Origin of the sequence: Robbsia sp. KACC 23696 (genome assembly GCF_039852015.1) — a bacterium.
GTDB lineage: Bacteria > Pseudomonadota > Gammaproteobacteria > Burkholderiales > Burkholderiaceae > Robbsia.
Genome location: NZ_CP156628.1, coordinates 555611 through 575185, shown reverse-complemented (window position 1 = coordinate 575185; position 19575 = coordinate 555611). Strand labels below are relative to the sequence as shown.

The following is a 19575-nucleotide window of genomic DNA, read 5'->3' as shown; positions in this document are numbered from 1 at the left end:
CGCTCGTTCGATCACCGCACCGCTTCGGTCGTTGGCCACATCCGAATCGTAAAAGCCAGCGCTGCGGCAGCGGTCGACAATGCCACCACGGCCGGCCAACCGCCCGACGCGAGCAGCAAACTTCCCGATACCGAACCCAGCGCCATCCCGAGGAAGGCGGTCACGAACAGGGCCGCGTTCAATCGACTACGCGCCGCCGGCTCCAGTCCATAGACGATGGTTTGGTGCGACACCAACGTGGCTTGCACGCCCAGATCGAATCCAACCGCACTGACGGCCAGCAAGATCAGCTGTCCCGGCACCGACAATAACGGCATCAAGAACATCGCGGCGAAGGACAGCGTCGCGATCACGCTCCCCACGCGGGTGCCAAAGTTGGCGCCACGTCGGTCGGCGATTCGCCCGGCGATCGGTGCCGCCAGCGCCCCCGCCGCACCAGCCAGGCCGAACAATCCGGCGCCGGCGCTGCCGATGCCGTACGGCGCTGCGTGCAGCATCACGGCCAAGGTCGACCAGAATGCGCTGAACCCCAATTGCAACGCGCCTTGGGCAAGCGCCGCACGGCGCAGCGCCGGGTGACGACGCCAGAGGCTGCCGAGGGAGGCCAGCAATTGCAGATAGCCCAATTGCGTCGTTGGGGCGAGCCGCGGCAGCTGGCGCCAGGCGAATACCGTAAACAGCGCGATGCTGACGGCGGCCAGCGCGAACATCGCCCGCCAGCCGGCGCTCGCCGCCATCATGCCGCTGACCACGCGCGACAACAGGATGCCGAGCAACAAACCCGTCATCACGGTGCCGACGACACGTCCGCGATGCGCTTCCGGCGCCAGTGCCGCGGAGGCGGGCACGATGTCCTGCGCGAGGGTGGCCGACAATCCGACCACCAAGCTGGCGAGCAGCAGCATATGAATGCCGGGAGCGATCGCGGCCCCCGCCAGCGCGAGCGTCAGCACGATCGCTTTCGACAGAATGATCGTTCGCCGATCGTAGCGATCCCCCAAGGGCGCCAGTAGCAGCAGGCCCAACGCGTAACCGAGTTGCGTCAGCATCGGCATCAGCCCGACCATGCGCGCGTCGGCATGCAAGTCGGCGCCAAGAATGCCCAGCATCGGCTGATTGTAGTAAAGCGATGCAACCGCGAGACCACAGCCGGTGGCCAGGAACAGGATCAACGCCGATGACAGCGGCGGATGCGGGTTTGCAGGGATGGCAGACATGCGTGAAATTCCGGATTAGTGACCAGCTGAGAAAACGTGCTCGCAGTGTCGCAATCTTTATCACGCTTGCGTAGTGGTCGCGGCAACAGAATTGTTATACGCTTCACGTATAACCAGATCGGGCATTGCATGACATGACTTCCCCACCGGTACTCGCCGCCGACCGCATCGAGATGATGCAGACCTTCGTCCGGATCGTCGAGGCTGGGAGTCTCTCCGCCGCCGCGATGCAAATGGGCACGACGCAGCCCACGGTCAGCCGGCGTTTGCAGTGGCTCGAAAAAACCTTTGGCGTGCGTTTGCTGCAGCGCACGACGCATGCGATGAAGCTCACCGACGACGGCGAACGCTGCTACGACCGGGCCAAACAACTGCTGGCGGATTGGGCGGCATTCGAAGCCGACGTGCGTGGCGCCGACGCCGAACCGGCCGGGCTATTGCGCATCGTGGCGCCGCACGCATTCGGCCAGCAGCGATTCATTCCCGCCCTCTCGCGCTACATGATGCGTTATCCCAAAGTGCAGGTGGAATGGTTGCTGCATGACCGCGGCCCCGACTTTGTCGCCGACGGCGTCGATTGCGCCATCCAGATCGGCGAGCTGCACGACCCCTCGCTCGTCGCCATTTTGGTGGCGCATGTGCCCCGCATCGTCGTGGCCGCGCCTGCGCTGCTGGGTCGCCAGCGCATACCGCAGGAGCCGGAGCAATTAGCGAGCTTGCCCTGGCTTGCCTTGAAACAGTTTTATCGCAGCAACCTGACGCTGACGCACGACGAAACCGGCGCGAGCCAGCAGATCACCTTTCGGCCTCGGATGCTGACGGACAGCCTGTACGCGATACGCGCGGCCGCCTTGGAAGGTCTGGGCGTTTGTGCATCGTCGTCGTGGATCGTCGGCGACGATCTGGAGGCCGGCGCGCTGGTGCAACTGGCGCCGCACTGGCGTGCCGCCCCGTTGCCGGTCTACCTGGTTTATCCTTACGCACGTTTTTACCCGGCCAAGCTGCGACGCTTCACCGAGATGATGCGCGAGTCGATCGCGCAACACGTCGTCGATCCGGACCGGACCGGCCTGTATTCGCCGTTGGCGATGCCGCCGGCGCTCGCATCGATGTCGCCCTTCTCACCCTGATCGCCGGTCCCCTTCGCAACCTGCCGCGTGCACCGCCCCGACGCGCAACACGCCGCCCCGGCGACCCGACGCCCCCTCAGCCTTCGACCTTTTCGCTAATCCGTAAGCCGTATAAAAGACATGACGTCCATCGCATCACCCGACAACACGCCGTCACCGGCGCCCGAATCCAGCAGTCCCGGCAGTGCCCCGCCGCCATCTGCTCGCTGGCCCTTCTCCACCGTGGTCGCCGGTTTCATCACGGTGCTGGTCGGCGTCGTCAGCTCCGGGGCGATCGTCCTGCAAGCAGCGAATGCGGCGGGCGCCGACGCTCGCACCTTCGGCGGCTGGATGGGCGTCCTCGGGCTCGCCATGGGCTTGAGCAGTTGCGTGTTGTCATGGCGCTATCGTGCACCCGTCGTCACCGCGTGGTCGACGCCCGGCGCGGCCTTGCTGGCGGTGAGCCTTCCCGGTCACAGCATGGGCGAGGCGATCGGTGCATTCCTGTTTTCCTCGTTTCTGATCACGCTATGCGGCATGACCGGCTGGTTCGAACGCATCATGAATCGCATTCCGCTGCCCCTGGCCAGTGCGATGCTCGCGGGCATTCTGGTGCACTTCGGCATTTCGGTGTTTTCAGTGCTCCCCTCGCAGCCGCTGCTCGTCGGCGCGATGTTGCTCGTCTATCTGCTATGCAAACGCGCCTTGCCGCGATATGCGATCCTGGCGACGCTGCTGGTCGGCACCGCCATCGCTTGGCAGCAACACACCTTGCGCCTCGATCTTCCCGGCCTGACTTTCGGCGTGGCGCACCCGGTGTTCGTCATGCCGCAGTGGCACTGGGCGACGATCGTCGGTATCGGGCTGCCCTTGTTCATCGTGACGATGGCCTCGCAGAACGTGCCCGGCGTATCCGCATTGCGCGCGGCGGGTTATCGCGATGTCCCCGTCTCTCCCGCGATTACCTGGACCGGTATTCTCGGGCTCGTGCTCGCCCCGTTCGGCTGCTTTGCGGTCAATCTCGCCGCGATCAGCGCCGCCATCTGTCAGAGCGCCGAGGCGCACCCGGACCCGGCTCAGCGGTACAAGGCCAGTTTCGCCGCAGGGGTCTTCTATTTGGTGGTGGGTTTGTTCGGTGCCACGGTCGCGACGATCTTTGCCGTATTCCCGCCCGCCTTGATCGCCGCGCTGGCCGGTATTGCGCTGTTCAGCACGATCGGTAGTGCCCTTGCCGGTGCAATGCAATCCGACGTCGCGCGCGAACCAGCCTTATTGACGTTCCTCGTGACGGCATCGGGCGTGACCATCGGCGGCATCGGCTCTGCCTTATGGGGTGTCGCGGCCGGCGGGCTCGCGTGGTGGATCCTCGTCAAACGTCCGCGGACCGCCTAAGACGACCCGTCAGATCGGGAATACCGTCGTCGACAGGATTTCGCGCAATACCATGAAGGTCCTTATCTGCCGGACGCCCGGCAGATACAGCAATTGGTCGGCATGCAGCTTGTTGAAGCTGTCGTTGTCGCGCGTGCGCAGCACCATGAAATAGTCGAATTCGCCGGTGACCACATGGCATTCCATGCAGCCGGGCACTTTGCCTGCGGCTTTTTCGAACTGCATGAACGACTCCGGCGTCGAGCGATCCAGCATGACCCCGATGATCACCATCATCCCCGCATCCAGTTTCTTCGGATCCAGCAGCGCCACCGTCGCGCGAATCAGCCCCGCTTCCTTTAACCGCTCCACGCGGCGCAAGCACGCAGGCGCGCTGAGATTCACCTTTGCCGCCAGCGCCACGTTCGAGATCGACGCATCGGTTTGCAGCTGTTTCAAAATCTGCCGATCGACGCGGTCCATCTGCACCGCATTCGACGACGCATCGGTCGGTAGAGACATTTTTTTCATTGCGTGAAATCCCTTTTTTTCACAATGTATCCACGATTCGGTTAAGAAAAATCCCGCTAAAGTAGGTATAGCCTATTTTATTCGCACGCAAATTTCGTGAGAACTTCGATAGCATTTTGCTCTGTTGTGCATCCCATCACGGTCCGTGTCGATGCGCCGACACGGGTTGCAGAACACCCCCCTTATCGAGGAACCCGCCATGAACTTGCACCGCTTTCCCAAATACCCACTGACCTTTGGTCCCACGCCGATCCAACCGCTGAAACGTCTGAGCGCGCACTTGGGCGGCAAAGTCGCGCTGTATGCCAAGCGCGAAGACTGCAACAGCGGGCTCGCTTTCGGCGGGAACAAGACGCGGAAACTCGAATATTTGATTCCGGAAGCGATTGAGCAGGGATGCGACACGCTGGTGTCCATCGGCGGCATTCAATCCAATCAGACCCGACAGGTTGCGGCCGTCGCCGCGCACCTTGGCATGAAGTGCGTTCTGGTACAGGAAAACTGGGTGAATTACTCGGACGCCGTCTATGACCGAGTCGGCAATATCCAGATGTCGCGGATCATGGGCGCCGACGTCCGACTGGTCGCCGACGGGTTCGATATCGGGATTCGCAAGAGCTGGGAGGACGCGATGGAAAGCGTCCGCGCGGCAGGCGGCAAGCCGTTTCCGATTCCGGCAGGGTGTTCCGAACATCCATTAGGCGGACTCGGATTCGTTTCATTCGCCGAGGAAGTGCGGCAGCAAGAAGCCGAGTTGGGATTCACGTTCGACTACATCGTCGTCTGTGCCGTCACCGGCAGCACGCAGGCCGGCATGATCGTCGGTTTCGCCGCCGACGGCCGCGCGCGACGCGTGATCGGCATCGATGCCTCGGCGAAGCCGGAACGCACGCGCGAACAGGTGCTTCGCATCGCCAAGAACACCGCCGCGCTGGTCGAACTGAACCAAGACATCACCGCCGACGATGTCATTCTGGATACCCGCTTCGGCGGACCGGAATATGGCCTGCCGAATGAAGGGACGCTGGAAGCGATTCGCCTTTGCGCGACGCTGGAGGGGGTGCTGACCGACCCGGTATATGAAGGGAAGTCGATGGACGGGATGATCCAGATGGTTCGCAATGGCGAATTCCCGGAGGGCTCGAAAGTGCTGTACGCCCACCTCGGCGGCGTCCCGGCACTGAACGGATACAGCTTCCTGTTCCGCAACGGCTAGGAAGACAGGAAACCCGATTTGCCCGCTCGGCCGACCTGCTTAGCGGGCCGCTCCGTTCTTCGGCGCGAGATCGTCGCCGATGATGCGTACCGGTTCTTCGTCGCCGCGCAGGATCTTGCCGATCGCGATCGCTTCGAAGGTTTTACGATACTTGCCGAGGATGTGATCGCGGCCACCCAGGACGCTTAACGCATCCGCGTGTCGGTTCAGGAAGTCGTCGGTCACCAGCACGCGATAATCCCGCCCCTGGAACAGGAAGGAAAACTGGAAGGCGGGTACGGTCGCTTGACCGTTGCCTAACAGGAAGACCGGCTCCTCGATGGGCACGGCGGCGGGCGGTGCATTCTGCGTCGACGTGCCGGGCGTTTGTCGCGCCAACAAGCGCGCGACAGTATCGATCAACAAGGGCAGCCGATAGGGCTTGTCGAAAACCGCATCGAACAAATCCTGACGCTTGCGCGCCTGATCGCTCTGAACCGCGCTCGCCAGGATTACGGGGATCGTGGAATACAACGGATCCGCTTTCAGCGATTCGGCCAACTCCTGGCCCGACATCACCGGCATCATGAAGTCCGTGATGACGAGCGCCGGCAATACCGCTTTGATCAGATCGAGCGCAGCCCTGCCGTTCGATGCGGCATAGACTTCATAACCTTCGTCCTCCAGCACGAACGCCAGCGACTCGACGATCAACGATTCATCGTCGACGATAACGAGGCGGGCCTTGTGCGGACGATGCGCGAGAGAGTCGACCATCACGTTCCAGCGTCGTCAGGGCTGCTGAAGTGTGTCTCGTACCGCTGCCCCGTTTCAAGCGTAGGCAAATCCAGCAGGCCGTCGACGAACAGCCCCCGTTCATTGAAGAACAGCTTCCGTGCCGATGAATCGAACACGCTGTCTCGTACCTTCACCGGAATCATCGAGCGCGCGATCCCTTCCGGCGTTTCGCGCTGACGAATCAACAGAAGGTTGTCCATCGCCGACGACAAGGTCGGCGACGCTGCGCCATACCCGGCGCCTGACACCACGCGCGACTCCAACGTTGCCACCGTCGTCACGCCGAGCGCGCGCAGTTCATTACTGAGCGCGGACAGGAACTCCGGCAGACGGCCGGCATTCCCCGCCGCCCGCTCGAAACCGCCGAAACCGTCGATCGCGACGCGGGCGACACCCAAGCGCTTCACCGCGTTCAGCAATTGATGCGCCAAGGCGTCCAGCAGGTTTTCCGTCAGCGGATTCCACAGTATATGGACCGCGCCGGAATCGATCAGCGCATCCAGGTCGATGCCGAACGCCCGCCCTTTCAAGGCAAGGCGCGCCTGGGTTTCGTAAAATCCGAAATACAGCGCCGGCGATTCGGGCGAGGCGGCCGTCAGGAAATTAAGACAGCAAGTGGTCTTGCCGCTTCCCGACGGGCCGAGCAATAGCGTCACCGACGCTTTCGGCAGACCGCCCCCGATCAAGGGATCGAGACCGGTGACACCGCTGGGAACCCGCGTGGATTCAGGCGACTCAATGTTGCTCGGACGGGACAACACCGCTTCCAGGCGCGGATAGACCGACAGCCCGTTCGACGCGATGCTGTACTGGTGCATGCCGTTGATCGAATCGCTACCGCGCGACTTGGTGACCTTCAACTGACGGACGGTTCGCGAGCCGACTTCCTCGCTTTGCAATTGGATCACGCCATCGACCATGGTGTGTTCCGGGCTCGCGTCGTCGATTCGCGCACTCGTGAGAAACAGGACGGTGCAATGGGTGAAAGCAGCATGACCCTGCAACTCGGCAACGAAAGACTTCACGTCGAGATCCGTGTCGCCGCGATCGCGGGCATTCAACAGCCCATCCATCACCAGCATCGAGCACTGCTGACGCGACAACTCCTTGCGCAATACCGCCACCAGCGCCGACAACCCTTCATCGCGCAGCGTCTGAAACAGGCTGATATAGACCAGTTGCGTGCCGATCACCGAGGCATCGAAGAAATCGAGCGTCGACAAGGACTGGAACAGTCGGTCGTGCGATTCCGCGAGGAGCGTCACATAAAGGATCTTGTGCCCTGCGCGCGCCTGCCCGAATGCGACTTGGTTGGCCAGGATCGTTTTACCGGCTCCGGGCATGCCCTGAATAATGTAGGACGATCCGGCGATCAAGCCTCCGCACAGGATGGTGTCCAGGCCGGGCACGTCGCTCAGCACGCGCTGCAGTTGTTTTCCCATTTCAATCTTTAGTGACCCGCCTGATGAACTTGCTCTCGACGACGTCGCGTGTGTGGACACAGCCGGTACGCCGCCGCCGGTAATATGATAACCGATGCCGCGAGGATCCTGCGCCGGCAGAGATTGCCTATCGACGGATGGGGTTCGATCCAAAAAAAACGCCGCACACCCCTGACAGGGCATGCGGCGCTAAAAAATGGGGCCGGAAAGCGCCCCAGAGCGTTGAATCAGTCCTTGTTCACCGGCGACAGCGATTTCTCCGAGGCCTCACGCGGCGTTTCCGGCAGCGTCTTGCGCACCTTTGCCACCATGTCCGGCGTGACGGGCGGCGCATTATTGCCCCAGCCGGAGCGGACGAAGGTCAGCAGATCGGCAATATCCTGGTCGTTCAAGCGCTGCGCGAAGGCGGGCATCGCGTAGTGCGTCGGCGCCGACGTGGTCCACGGCATTTCCGCGCCACCCAGGACGATATGGATCAATGACGTCGGATCCTGCGTGTTCACCGTCGAACTCAAGGCCAGGGCGGGGAAGGTTTCCTTCCAGCCCAGGCCCGTGGTGCGGTGGCAGGCCGCACAGTTGTTCAGGAACTGGATCGCGCCGTTGCTGCTCGCTTTCCCGCTATGGAACATCTGTTCGGTGGCATCGTTGTAGGCCAACGGCGCCTGGTCCGCACGCACCGGCTTCAGGGTCTTCAGGTACTGCGCGATCGCCGTCAGATCGGCATCGGTCATGTACTGCGTACTGTTCTCGACCACCTCCGCCATACCGCCGAACGCAGCCGAATGACTGTTGCGACCGCCCTTCAAGAAGGCGACGATGTCCGCCTCGCTCCATTTACCGAGTCCGTCGTTGACGTCGCCGCGCAGGTTCTTGGCCAGGTAACCGTCGATCACGGCGCCGGACAGGAAGGTCGAACCGTCATCGCTCAGCGCCGATTCCTCCATCGTCACCTTGCGCGGCGTATGGCATGCCGAGCAATGCGCCAGTCCTTCGACCAGGTATCGGCCGCGCGTCACCGCATCGGCGTCGCCCGTCATACTGTCGTCGCTCACGACCGCCGGCGCATACAGGCTGCGCCAGATCGACAACGGCCAGCGCATCGACATCGGCCAGGCGATATCCGTTGCCTTGTTCGCTTGCGCCACCGGCTGCACGCCGTTCATGAAATACGCGTACAGCGCCTTGATATCGGACGGCTTGACCTTGGCGTACGACGGGTAAGGCATCGCCGGATACAAGGTGTCGCCGTTCTTCGCCACGCCGTGACGTACGGCCTTGTCGAAGTCCTCGAGCGTATAGTCGCCAATACCGTGCGTCTTGTCCGGCGTGATGTTCGACGAGTAGATCGTACCGATCGGCGTTGCCATCGGCAGGCCGCCAGCAAACGGCTTCCCGCCCTTGGCCGTATGGCAGGCGATACAATCGCCAGCCCGCGCCAGATACGCGCCTTGCTTGATCAGTTGTGCCTGATCGGCGCTTTGCGTGGGCTGGCTCGTTTGGGCTAGCACGGACGGGGCCAACGCGCCCAATCCGGCAACGGTCGCCAACGTGACCGCCAACGACGACAGGACGCCCGATGTCCGCGCCATCCGGACCGAAGCCGTGGCGCGCGCAATATTTTTAGTCATCATCGTCTCCTTATGCCTGCACCAGCGGACCCGGGCTTTTCAGATACTGCTCGCGGATGGCCTTTGCCGACCAATACGCCAGCGCAGTGACCAGCCCCGTGGGGTTATAGCCCATGTTTTGCGGGAACAAACAGGCGCCCGTAACGAACACGTTCGGCACGTCCCAGCTTTGGCAGAAACGATTGACCGCGCTTTCCTTCGGGTTCGTGCCCATGATCGCGCCGCCGGTCAAATGGGTACTTTGATAGACGCGGGTATCCCAGCTCGATCCCTTCTTACGGATAGCGCGGTAAATGCCTTCGTTCGGAATGGCCTTCGCGACCTTTTCCATCTCGTCGCCCATATGCGCGAGCATCGCGTACTCGTTGTCGTGCCAGTCGAAGGTCATGCGCAGCAAAGGCATGCCGTACTTGTCCTTGTACGTGGGATCCAGGTCGAGGTAGCGGTCCTTGTAGCCCATGACCGAGCCGGAGATACCGATCGTCATATACCGTTGGTAGGCATCCTGAACGCCCTTCTTCCACTCGGTGCCCCAGGACGGCGTGCCCGGCACCGTCGGTGCCTGACCGATCGGACGACCACCGGTGCTCAAGCTACGGATGCTGGCGCCCCCGACGAAGCCCAGCGGGCCGTGGTCGAACTGGTCGCCGTTCAGATCGTCCATGCCCACCGCGCCGGCACCCGTGCCCGCGAACCGGTTCAATGCCGTGCCCTTCGGCAACATGACATTGACGCCACCGTTCATCTGATAGGCGAAGTTGCGCCCGACGGTCCCCTCGCCGGTCACCGGGTCGTATTGCTTGCCGATACCGGACAGCAGCATCAGGCGCACGTTGTGGGTCTGGAACGCGGTCAGGATCACCATATCCGCGGGCTGCTCGACTTCCCGGCCTTGCGAATCGATGTAGGTGACGCCGGTGGCGTGCTTGCCGTCGGCGTCGAGATTGACCTTCAGCACGTGCGATTCCGTGCGCAGTTCGAAATTCTTGCGCTTGAGCAGTACCGGAAGGATCGTCGTCTGCGGCGATGCCTTCGAGTACATATAGCAGCCGTAGTTCTCGCAGAAGCCGCAATAGTTGCAGGGGCCGATACGGACGCCATAGGGGTTCGTATAAGGCTCAGAAGCGTTGGCCGCCGGTGCCATGTACGGATGAAACCCGGTTTCCCTGGCCGCTTTCTCGAACAAGGAGCCGCTGTACTGCTTTTTGAGCGGGGCCGTCGGGAATTCTTCGGTCCGTGCGGCTTCGAGCGGATTGCCGCCGTCGGCGCCAGTTGTCTTCCCGTTGATGTTGCCGGCCTTACCCGATACGGCCATCAGTTTTTCGACGAAGTTGTAGTGGGGCTCGAGCTCGGCATAGGTCACGCCGTGATCCAGCAACTGCATATCGTCCGGGATGAATTTCTTGCCATACCGCTCGGTGTAGCGGGTTTTCATCTCCAGCTCTTCCGGGAGATTCCGATACATCATGCCGTTCCAATGGAAACCGGCTCCGCCCACGCCCGTGCCCAACAGGAACGACCCATGCTGCCGGTACGGCACCGCCGTCAGCTGCATATTGTGGCGAATCGTGCAGGTCTCGCCGGCCAGCGATTGGAACAGCTTGCCGCGCGTGGAATAGGCCAGTTCGTCGATGACCTTCGGATAGGCCGCATCGGTTGGCGTGTCGCGAAATTCGCCGCGCTCAAGCGCCAGAACGTTCAGGCCGGCATCAGTCATTTCCATGCCCATGATGGCGCCCGTCCAGCCGAAGCCGATCAGCACGACATCTACTTTGTCTTTTTTAATCGCCATCTCAACCCTTCCTTCCCGAAATCGACACCGGTCCATACGGATACTTCACATTCGGCTGGTCGATCCAGTCCATGAAGTCCGCACGGGCACCCGGGAAGCCCACCATCTTCCAACCGCCCATATCCTTGTTGCCGCCGTAGATGGGGTCGGCAAGATAGCCTTCCTTCGTGCTTTTCAGCAAAAAGCCGAAGAACGTTTTAGCCGGCACTTTGTCGAAATGCGCCTTGCCCGCCTCGATCTCCTTCAGGACCTGTAATTGCAGGTCCTTCGCCAGTTCCACGAAGCTCTTGCCGTGCGCGCTGTTCGCATAGGTTTCGGATTCGGCAATGCCCAGGCGGAAGATTTGCCGCGGCGTCAGGTTGAGCTGATACCCCATTTCAGGGGGTTGGTCCGGATGGAAAGGCCCCTGCATGTACCACAGCTGACCATGGCCATAGGGCGTGTCCATCTGCTTGTCGAGGAACACCGGCACGTCGGATTCGAGCGCACCCGCGCCATATTCGTCCGACGGAATCAAATGGTCGACTGCAGCTTGAAGGAAGCGGTATTCACCGGGGGTGAAATAGCGTGGCTCGTACGACGCATTCGACGCCGCAGCTGTCGCGCCGCCGTTATCGGCGGTCTTCGTTTCGTGCGGTGGCGTGCAAGCGGTTGTGGACACCGCGACACCGGTAGCAAGACTCGATGCGGGAACGATTGCCAGAACCTGGCGCAAGAACCGTCTGCGCGGCTCTTTTTCTTCTGACATGCTAGCTCTCCGAATTCGCGAAGGTCATGGGGTGAACCTTTCAGCGGACCGGATTATAGGGAAATTCGCGACAGATTGTCGCGGCAATTGTTTCCCGAAACGCTGCGATGGCCGAAGTGTTGCGCTGGAATATCACCGCGGACGGCCGTATTGCGATCTGTCACCTGCCGGATTAGCGACCGGGAGGCGTTGTCTTTTCCAAGGGACGATCCGCCCTCTTCAGCAAGATTGCTTGCTAGCTTTTTGAAAGATAAATCATTTTTTCTCTATCGCATCTTTGTGTGAAAGAACCCTGATACGCGCCGACCAGCGCCGTGATGCGCACCGTATTGGCGATTTCCCTAACATATTAGTGGTATTCCCTAGATTGACCTCGGCTTACAATCGAGCCCCCCCTCCAATCGCCGTTGCAATTTGTGAAGCGACGCCCGCTCTCGGGATCGACCGAAATCAGACACTGGCGACCTCGCTTCTCACCGCGTCAGAGCGTCGAATTATTGTTGCCTAGACAATCAAAATCCGTATAATTGTCTTGCTTACAAAAGACGCCTTTTCGGCGCGAAAGCTTACACGCGTCATCGCGGACCAGCCGCCCGCGCTGCAGTCTGTCCAGGAACCTCCCGATGCGTATCGCTAGCGGCAAGGCCGCGTCCACCGCCTCGCCCGCGGGTTCCCCCACCGGGGCCTCCTCGCCACAGGCGCCGCTCTGGCTGTTGGTCCTGATCACGATCAGCGGCACCTTGGCGATGCATATCTTCGTGCCCGCGCTCCCGGACGCGGCGCATGCATTTGGCGTTGGACCGGCAGCCATGCAGGCGACGATCAGCGTCTACATAATCGGTCTCGCGCTCGGGCAATTGCTCTACGGTCCGGTGTCCGACAGCGTCGGTCGTCGTCCCTTGCTGTTGTTTGGTTTGGCGCTGTATGGCCTGGCCAGCGCGGTGGCGATGTGCGCGCAAAGCGTGCATGTGTTGGTCGTCGCGCGTCTGTTTCAGGCATTGGGCGGGTGCGCCGGTTTGGCATTGGGTCGCGCGATCGTGCGCGATACCTCCGCCAGCGACGAGGCGGTGCGCGCCCTGGCCTTGATGAATCTGATGATGATGATCGGGCCCGGCTTTGCGCCACTGGCCGGATGGGCATTGGTCAGTATCGGCGGCTGGCGCTTGGTCTTCGCCGTTTTGACGGCCTTGGGCGCGGCGACGCTGATTCTGACCTGGCGGATGATCCCGGAGACCGCAAGTCCCACCGGCCGGCTCAGTATGCGCAAGCTGATGCGCGACTACGGCAGCTTGTTGCGAGCGCCCGCCTTCCTCGGTTATGCGATTGGCGGTGGCTGCGCGACCACCTCGATCTATGGCTATATCGCTGCCGCACCGTTCATCGTGACGCGGGTCTTGCACCGGCCCTTGGGAGAAGTTGGCGTCTATCTCGGGCTGTTGATCGTCGGCATGTCGCTCGGCAATGCGACCACTCGGCGCCTGATCCGCAGCGTCGCGTTGACGCGGCTCTTAATGGCCGGGAATGTCTTCAGCCTCGCGGCTAGCGTTGTGCTTCTCGGGATTGTGTTGAGCGGCCATCTGGATGTCTGCTGGGCCGTCGCCTGCACTTCGATCTATGCCTTTGGTGCTGGACTATCCAGTCCAGCCGCGCTCAGCAAGGCTTTGGCCGTCGATAATCGCTTGATCGGCTCGGCGGCGGGGCTGTACGGCTTTACGCAAATGGCGGTGGGCGCATTGTGCACGATGCTGACGGGATTGGCCGGACGCCCGGAGTTGGGCGCTGCCTTGGTACTGACCGCCACGGCGGTCGCAGCGCAAATTGGCTTTTCCAGCGCGCTGCGGTATGAACGGCGTAATGCCGTTTGAGGTTACGGCGCGCCACAACGCCGAGGGAACGACTGCACAGCGCCCGATGCATGAAGCGGCGAGGCGCGCGTCGGAACAACATCAGGCAAGTGCTAATCCGACGTTATTGACGCTAGCGTCGCTAGCGAGGTCGTCGAGGTCAAGATTCGATCTTCAGCGCTTCGGTCGCCTGATGCAAGCCGGCGAGTTGATTGCCCTGCTGCTCCGAGGCGGACACGATGGCGTCCATCGACGTCGCCATTTCCTTCACGGCGGTCACGACCTCACTGATCGTCGCGCCCGCATCTTCCACTAGCGCGACGCCGTGCTCGACTTGCTTGTTCGAGCGGTCGATCAACGCGCGAATCTCCCGTGCCGAATCGGCGCTTCGCTGTGCCAGGTTGCGGACTTCACCCGCCACCACCGCAAAACCCTTCCCAGCCTCACCCGCTCGCGCCGCCTCCACCGCAGCGTTCAACGCCAACAGATTCGTCTGGAACGCGAGGCCATCGATCACCTTGACGATATCCCCGACGGCTTTCGAACCGTCGTGGATCTCGCGCATCGTCGAGACCATTTCATGGACCGCATCGCCGCCATGCTGTGCCATCGCCGCCGTGCGCTGCGCCAGATCGTTTGCCGAACTTGCAAACGAGGCATTGTCCCGCAATGCCGTCGAAAGGCCGCCCACGGCGTTTCGCAACATCTGGGTCGCGTCGATGCGGGCCGTGATGTCGGTCGCGTACTTGACGACTTTCACCAGATCCCCGTTCATATCGCGAATCGGGTTATAGCTCGCCTGGATCCATACCGAACGCCCGTGCTTGCCGAAGCGTTGATAGATGCCGCTATCGTGCCGACCTTCCGCGAGTTTTTTCCAGAAGGTCTGGTAGTCGCTACTTTTGCGATACGTCGGATCGACGAACATACTGTGGTGACGCCCGATCACCTCGTTCGACTTGAAACCAAAGGCTTCGAGGAAGTTTGCGTTGGCTGCCAGCACCGTCCCGTCGAGGGCAAACTCGATCACGGCCTGCGCCCGTCCAATGGCGTCGACCTGTCCCCGATGATCGGCATGTCGCAATTCATCGGCCGTGACATCGGTTGCATACTTGATGACGCGGCGCACCTTACCGTCGGTATCGATGATCGGGTTGTAGGTGGCCTGAATCCACACTTCACTGCCGTCTTGGCGCAGACGCTTGAACACCCCCCGATGAAACTGCCCGGTGGACAACTTGTTCCAGAACGCGCGGTATTCACTGCTGGCGTGCAACGGCGCTTCCACGAAAATGCGATGGTGCTGGCCGACGACCTCGTCCAGACGGTAACCCATCAAATCCAGGAAAATAGCATTCGCCGAGAGGATGGTGCCGTCCGCTTTGAATTCGATAACGGCATTCGTCCGATCCAGTGCTTCCATGCGACCATGGACGGTGGCGCGCTGCCCCCGGAAATGGTTCAACCGACCGAGTCGGGCCATTAGCTTCTTCATCTCTTCACCTAGCAAAGTGGCGCGGCGCCATGCAAGGCGCCAGACCGCAGCGACGGGTCCGTTTCGATGCGCAACACCGTTCACAGCCCGTTTTACCGAAGCCGAACAATTGCAGCGGCAATTAAACGATTCTTTTATTTATCATGTGGGATAATAAGGCAAGCGGACGCGGCTTAGCGGAAATCCGGATAGGGCGGGGTTCTAAATCACTTGTTTGACGGTTTTTCACCACGACTTACGTAAAAAAGGGACAGTCGTTACGTAACGACTGTCCCTTCGGTGTGATCCGGACCGGAAGCTTTATCCGGCCCGCTATTGGCCGCTCAAGTGCCTTCGGCGATGTATTTCGTGACGAGATAGGCTTCCATCGCTTCCTGCCCGCCCTCGGAGCCATAGCCCGAATCCTTGACGCCACCGAACGGCGTTTCCGGCATGCTCAGACCGTGTTGATTGATCGAGATCATGCCGCTCTCGATGTCGTTGCCCACACGCGCCACCGTGGCGGCAGAGCGCGAATACGCATACGCGGCAAGCCCGAACGGCAAGCGATTCGCTTCGACTATTGCCTCCTGATACGAGTCGAAAGCGATGATGGGCGCGAGCGGGCCGAACGGCTCCTCGTGCATCAACGCCGCGTTCGCCGGGACATTGCGCAAGACTGTCGGGGCAAAGAAATAGCCCTTGTCGCCAACCCGTTCACCGCCAGTCACGACCTCCGCGCCCTTCTCGCGCGCATCGGCCACCAGCCGCTCCATCGCAGCCAGCCGACGATCATTTGCGAGTGCCCCCATTTTCGACGTTTCGTCCAGGCCATTACCCACTTTCAAAGCGCGGGAGGCGGCGGCAAACGCATCGGTAAACTGCTGAACGACACTGCGCTCGACCAGAAAACGCGTCGGCGAGATACAGACTTGTCCGGCATTGCGGTACTTGGCCCCTGCCAGCAATTGCGCCGCGCGATCGATATCGGCGTCGGCAAACACCAGAACCGGTGCGTGACCGCCCAGTTCCATCGTCACGCGCTTCATATGCTGCCCTGCCAAAGCGGCCAGCTGTTTCCCCACCGGCGTCGACCCGGTGAACGAGATTTTCCGGATGACCGGATGCGCGATCAGATAGTTGGATACCTCGGACGGCACACCGAAGACCAGATTCAACACGCCTGCCGGCACGCCGGCATCGGCGTAGGCGCGCACCAATTCCGCACAGCTCGCCGGCGTTTCCTCCGGCCCTTTCAGGACGATCGAACAACCGGCCGCTAGCGCGGCCGACACCTTGCGCACCGCTTGATTGATCGGGAAATTCCACGGCGTGAAAGCGGCAACCGGACCGACCGGCTCTCGGAGCACGACGTTGCGCACCTGCGGGCTACGCGACGGGATGATGCGGCCGTAGGTCCGCCGCGCTTCCTCGGCAAACCATTCGATCGTGTCGGCGGCGCTCAGCGTCTCCACCCGCGCTTCCGCCAGGGGTTTGCCTTGCTCCATCGTCATGATCGCGGCGATCGATTCCGCACGCTCGCGCAACAGGGCGGCCGCCTTGCGCATGATCTTGCTGCGCTCGAGTGCCGGCACCTTGCGCCAAGTCTTGAATCCCTGATCCGCCGCCCGCACCGCCTCGGCCAACTCTTTTTCCGATGCCAGTGCCAGGCGGCCGATTTCCGCCTCCGTGGCCGGATTGATCACCGCCGTATCGCGTGCACCCCGTTGCCATTCGCCGTTGATATACAGCTTCACTTCGGGATACGCCGGGTATTGAATATCGCTCATTGCTCAAGTCTCCAAAAGTCCAGGATCTGCATTGCGCCGCATGACCAGCACCCGCCATTGGACGCTCAGTGTACCTTCGATGCCGATGCGCCGCAGGCGCCGCCCAGCCCGAAATCGTCGTCGTCTTCGCGCCGATAAGTGACGCGTTCGCAACACTTCGGGCAAGACCAATGCATCAAGTTGTAAGACAAATTATAACGCTCAACGGAAGCATGCCACGATAGACGGGCATCGCCGCGTCGGCGACGGGATGAGCGGGAATAAATCAAACGAGTGTTTAAAATCTGCCTACAGCTCTTAATCTGCTGCTATCTTGCAATTCATTGACCGCCGAATGCGTACGCCCGTATAGTTGGCGCACTATGCCGAAACCTTCCCACCGCACAAAATTGTTGAACGAGGGGCTGCGCGTAATGCACGAGCGCGGCTTTAACGGCGCGAGCGTGCGTGACATCGTTCAGGCCGCGGGCGTGCCCCAAGGCTCTTTCACCAATCATTTCCAATCGAAGGAAGCCTTTGCCATGGAGGTCGTCGACCTCCACTTCGAGCAGGCGCAAGCGCTGATCGGCCGCACATTGGACAATATGGCACTCGATGCAATCGGCCGGCTTCACGCGTATTTCGACGCGGTGTTGACCGATTTGACCGAACAGGGCGTGCAACACGGTAGCTTGCTCGGCAATCTCGCTCTGGAGACCGCCGAGCACAGCGAGGCGCTGCGGATGCAGATCGGCCGCATCCTGGCGCACGTCGAACTGCGTCTCTCCTCCTGTATTGCCGAAGCGATCGAGGCTGGCGCGATCCATCCGCCCGCGACGGAAGCGCCGCCCAGTCCCGCGGCCTTTGCCGTTCCGGCCGCACTGGCGCGCTATGTGCAAGCCACGTTGCAGGGCGCGGTGTTGATCGCCAAGACGATGCGGGATCCGGCACCGGTCGTCCTCGCGCGCAATATGCTGTTTGCTACCGCACTGCGTTAGGCCCGATGCGCACCTCGCGCGTTGCTCACGCTTTCGCGTGATTTTGTCGTCGGCGCGGACAAAAAAACCGTTGCCTGGTCGTTTTCGAGATGAATTTCCGGGATAATGGCGCTCCGTATTCCTTCATGCCACGGCCTGGTTCGTCGGCGCCCTGATCGTTCGCACCGCCCTGCTGCTTCGCTGGTTTGCTGAAGCAGGGTCGCTCCCGAATGCGCTCACCGGCGGCGTCGATACCGCCAGACGCCGCTCCGATGCTCATGCGCGCCATACCCCGGGAATTGCTCGCCCCGTTGATCGTCGCTTTCGCGATGTTCATGGAATCGATGGATGCCAATGTGATCGCCACGTCGCTGCCCGCCATGGCGCGCGACTTCCACAGCGATCCGGTCGTCTTGCAAATCGGGATCATCGCCTATGTCGTCGGGCTCGGGATCTTCATTCCGATCTGCGGCTGGGTGGCGGATCGCTTCGGTGCCCTACGCGTGTTTCAGACCGCGATCGGTGTCTTCGTCGCCGGCTCCCTGCTGTGCGCGGCCTCGATGTCCTTGCCCTACTTCGTCGTCGCGCGTTTCGTGCAAGGCATCGGCGGTGCCATGATGGTGCCGGTCGGACGCATCATCATCTTTCGTGCCGTACCCCGCAGCGAATTTGTCCGGGCGATGAATTACCTCAGTATTCCTGCCTTGCTCGGTCCGGCTGCCGGCCCCGTGCTGGGTGGCTTCATCACGACCTATTTGCACTGGCGATTGATTTTCGGGATCAACGTGCCGGTCGGCATTGCCGGTATCTGGCTAGCCCAGCGCTTTATCAAAAACTCGCGCGAGCCGCATCCGGGGCCTTTGGATTGGGTCGGCTTCGCCTTGTCGGCCGGCGGCGGCGCGACGTTTTTGCTCGGTCTTTCGGTTCTGGGTGGCGGCTTAGTCTCCGCCGGCACCGCATGGTTACTGATCTTTATCGGGGCGGCGCTGGGCGGACTCTATGTCCTCTACGCCTTCAACGTCGAGAAGCCGCTACTGCACCTGCGATTCCTGTTGATCCCCACGTTCCAGGCGAGCGTTGCCGGCGGATCGCTCTTTCGGATGGGGCTGGGCGCGCTGCCGATTTTACTGCCGTTGTCACTGCAGACCGGCCTCGGCATGTCGGCGTTTCAGTCCGGGATGATTACCTGTGCGTCGGCATTCGGCTCTTTTCTGGTGAAATCGCTTGCCCCGGCCGCGCTGAGTCGTTGGGGATTTCGTACGGTACTGATGTATAACGCCGCGTTCTCGGCGGCGGCGATCGCCGTCTGTGGCGCGTTTATTCCCGGCACGCCGGTATGGGCCATCTGGGTGATCGTGCTGTTCAGCGGCTTCTTCCCCTCACTGCAGTTCACGAGCCTGAACTCGCTCGCCTATTCCGATATTGCGACCCGTGATATCGGTCGTGCCACCAGCCTTGCGAGTTTCGTCCAGCAGATGTCATTGGGCTTGGGCGTTGCCCTTGCCGCCGTCGTGCTGCATCTGACCCGCTATGTGCAAGGCCATGAGACGCTGACGTGGAGTGATTTCTGGCCGGCCTTCATCGTGATCGGTTGCTTCTCCCTAGGATCGATTCCGATCACGCGCCGCATGCCCGCGGACGCTGGCGCCGAAATCGCCCGGGGAAGCAAGCGCCAATAAG

The 19575-nt window shown here is 61.5% G+C and carries 15 protein-coding genes; 6 read left to right on the top strand and 9 right to left on the bottom strand.

The features are described from left to right. Nucleotides 1-11 precede the first annotated feature (11 nt). A complete protein-coding gene (locus ABEG21_RS23820; RefSeq protein WP_347559034.1) occupies nucleotides 12-1217 on the bottom strand; it encodes an MFS transporter in 1206 nt (401 codons plus the stop codon). 134 nt (nucleotides 1218-1351) lie between these two features. Here ABEG21_RS23820 and ABEG21_RS23815 point away from each other — a divergent pair, with 134 nt between their 5' ends. Together ABEG21_RS23815 and ABEG21_RS23810 are read left to right on the top strand one after the other, a co-directional pair. Continuing rightward, entirely contained in the window at nucleotides 1352-2347 is a 996-nt protein-coding gene (locus ABEG21_RS23815; RefSeq protein WP_347559033.1) for a LysR family transcriptional regulator, read from the top strand. A 120-nt stretch (nucleotides 2348-2467) separates the two neighbouring features. Continuing rightward, nucleotides 2468-3718: a benzoate/H(+) symporter BenE family transporter gene (locus ABEG21_RS23810; RefSeq protein ID WP_347559032.1), complete on the top strand. Its 1251-nt coding sequence runs from the start codon at nucleotides 2468-2470 to the stop codon at nucleotides 3716-3718. Nucleotides 3719-3727: 9 nt separating this feature from the next. Here ABEG21_RS23810 and ABEG21_RS23805 read toward each other — a convergent pair whose 3' ends face one another. Beyond that, complete coding sequence (locus tag ABEG21_RS23805; RefSeq protein WP_347559031.1) at nucleotides 3728-4228, bottom strand: Lrp/AsnC family transcriptional regulator; 501 nt, start codon at nucleotides 4226-4228, stop codon at nucleotides 3728-3730. A 199-nt stretch (nucleotides 4229-4427) separates the two neighbouring features. Here ABEG21_RS23805 and ABEG21_RS23800 point away from each other — a divergent pair, with 199 nt between their 5' ends. Then, complete coding sequence (locus ABEG21_RS23800) at nucleotides 4428-5444, top strand: 1-aminocyclopropane-1-carboxylate deaminase (RefSeq protein WP_347559030.1); 1017 nt, start codon at nucleotides 4428-4430, stop codon at nucleotides 5442-5444. A gap of 39 nt (nucleotides 5445-5483) precedes the next feature. On the opposite strand, the gene ABEG21_RS23795 is transcribed toward ABEG21_RS23800, so the two are convergent. The 5 genes from ABEG21_RS23795 to ABEG21_RS23775 all read right to left on the bottom strand — a co-directional run bounded on the left by ABEG21_RS23795 (nucleotide 5484) and on the right by ABEG21_RS23775 (nucleotide 11831). Then, complete coding sequence (locus ABEG21_RS23795) at nucleotides 5484-6200, bottom strand: response regulator (protein WP_347559029.1); 717 nt, start codon at nucleotides 6198-6200, stop codon at nucleotides 5484-5486. Next, nucleotides 6200-7663, bottom strand: a complete 1464-nt coding sequence (locus tag ABEG21_RS23790) for an ATPase domain-containing protein (protein ID WP_347559028.1) — start codon at nucleotides 7661-7663, stop codon at nucleotides 6200-6202. Before ABEG21_RS23790 ends, ABEG21_RS23795 begins: the two co-directional genes overlap by 1 nt. A 227-nt stretch (nucleotides 7664-7890) precedes the next feature. After that, complete coding sequence (locus ABEG21_RS23785) at nucleotides 7891-9294, bottom strand: cytochrome c (RefSeq protein ID WP_347559027.1); 1404 nt, start codon at nucleotides 9292-9294, stop codon at nucleotides 7891-7893. 7 nt (nucleotides 9295-9301) lie between these two features. Continuing rightward, a complete protein-coding gene (locus tag ABEG21_RS23780; protein WP_347559026.1) occupies nucleotides 9302-11083 on the bottom strand; it encodes a GMC family oxidoreductase in 1782 nt (593 codons plus the stop codon). Nucleotide 11084: 1 nt separating this feature from the next. Then, nucleotides 11085-11831, bottom strand: a complete 747-nt coding sequence (locus ABEG21_RS23775; RefSeq protein ID WP_347559025.1) for a gluconate 2-dehydrogenase subunit 3 family protein — start codon at nucleotides 11829-11831, stop codon at nucleotides 11085-11087. A 623-nt stretch (nucleotides 11832-12454) separates the two neighbouring features. Here ABEG21_RS23775 and ABEG21_RS23770 point away from each other — a divergent pair. Then, nucleotides 12455-13696 carry a multidrug effflux MFS transporter gene (locus tag ABEG21_RS23770; protein ID WP_347559024.1) on the top strand — a complete coding sequence of 414 codons (1242 nt, stop codon included), beginning with the start codon at nucleotides 12455-12457 and terminating at the stop codon, nucleotides 13694-13696. Nucleotides 13697-13835: 139 nt separating this feature from the next. Here the strand turns inward: ABEG21_RS23770 and ABEG21_RS23765 are convergent, their stop codons facing one another. Next, nucleotides 13836-15170: a PAS domain-containing methyl-accepting chemotaxis protein gene (locus tag ABEG21_RS23765; protein ID WP_347559023.1), complete on the bottom strand. Its 1335-nt coding sequence runs from the start codon at nucleotides 15168-15170 to the stop codon at nucleotides 13836-13838. 323 nt (nucleotides 15171-15493) lie between these two features. Further along, nucleotides 15494-16939 carry an NAD-dependent succinate-semialdehyde dehydrogenase gene (locus tag ABEG21_RS23760; RefSeq protein WP_347559022.1) on the bottom strand — a complete coding sequence of 482 codons (1446 nt, stop codon included), beginning with the start codon at nucleotides 16937-16939 and terminating at the stop codon, nucleotides 15494-15496. 362 nt (nucleotides 16940-17301) lie between these two features. Between ABEG21_RS23760 and ABEG21_RS23755 the strand changes: the two genes are divergently transcribed. After that, nucleotides 17302-17916: a TetR/AcrR family transcriptional regulator gene (locus tag ABEG21_RS23755; protein ID WP_347559021.1), complete on the top strand. Its 615-nt coding sequence runs from the start codon at nucleotides 17302-17304 to the stop codon at nucleotides 17914-17916. A gap of 257 nt (nucleotides 17917-18173) precedes the next feature. Further along, nucleotides 18174-19574: an MFS transporter gene (locus ABEG21_RS23750; protein WP_347559020.1), complete on the top strand. Its 1401-nt coding sequence runs from the start codon at nucleotides 18174-18176 to the stop codon at nucleotides 19572-19574. The last annotated feature ends 1 nt before the right edge of the window (nucleotide 19575 follow it).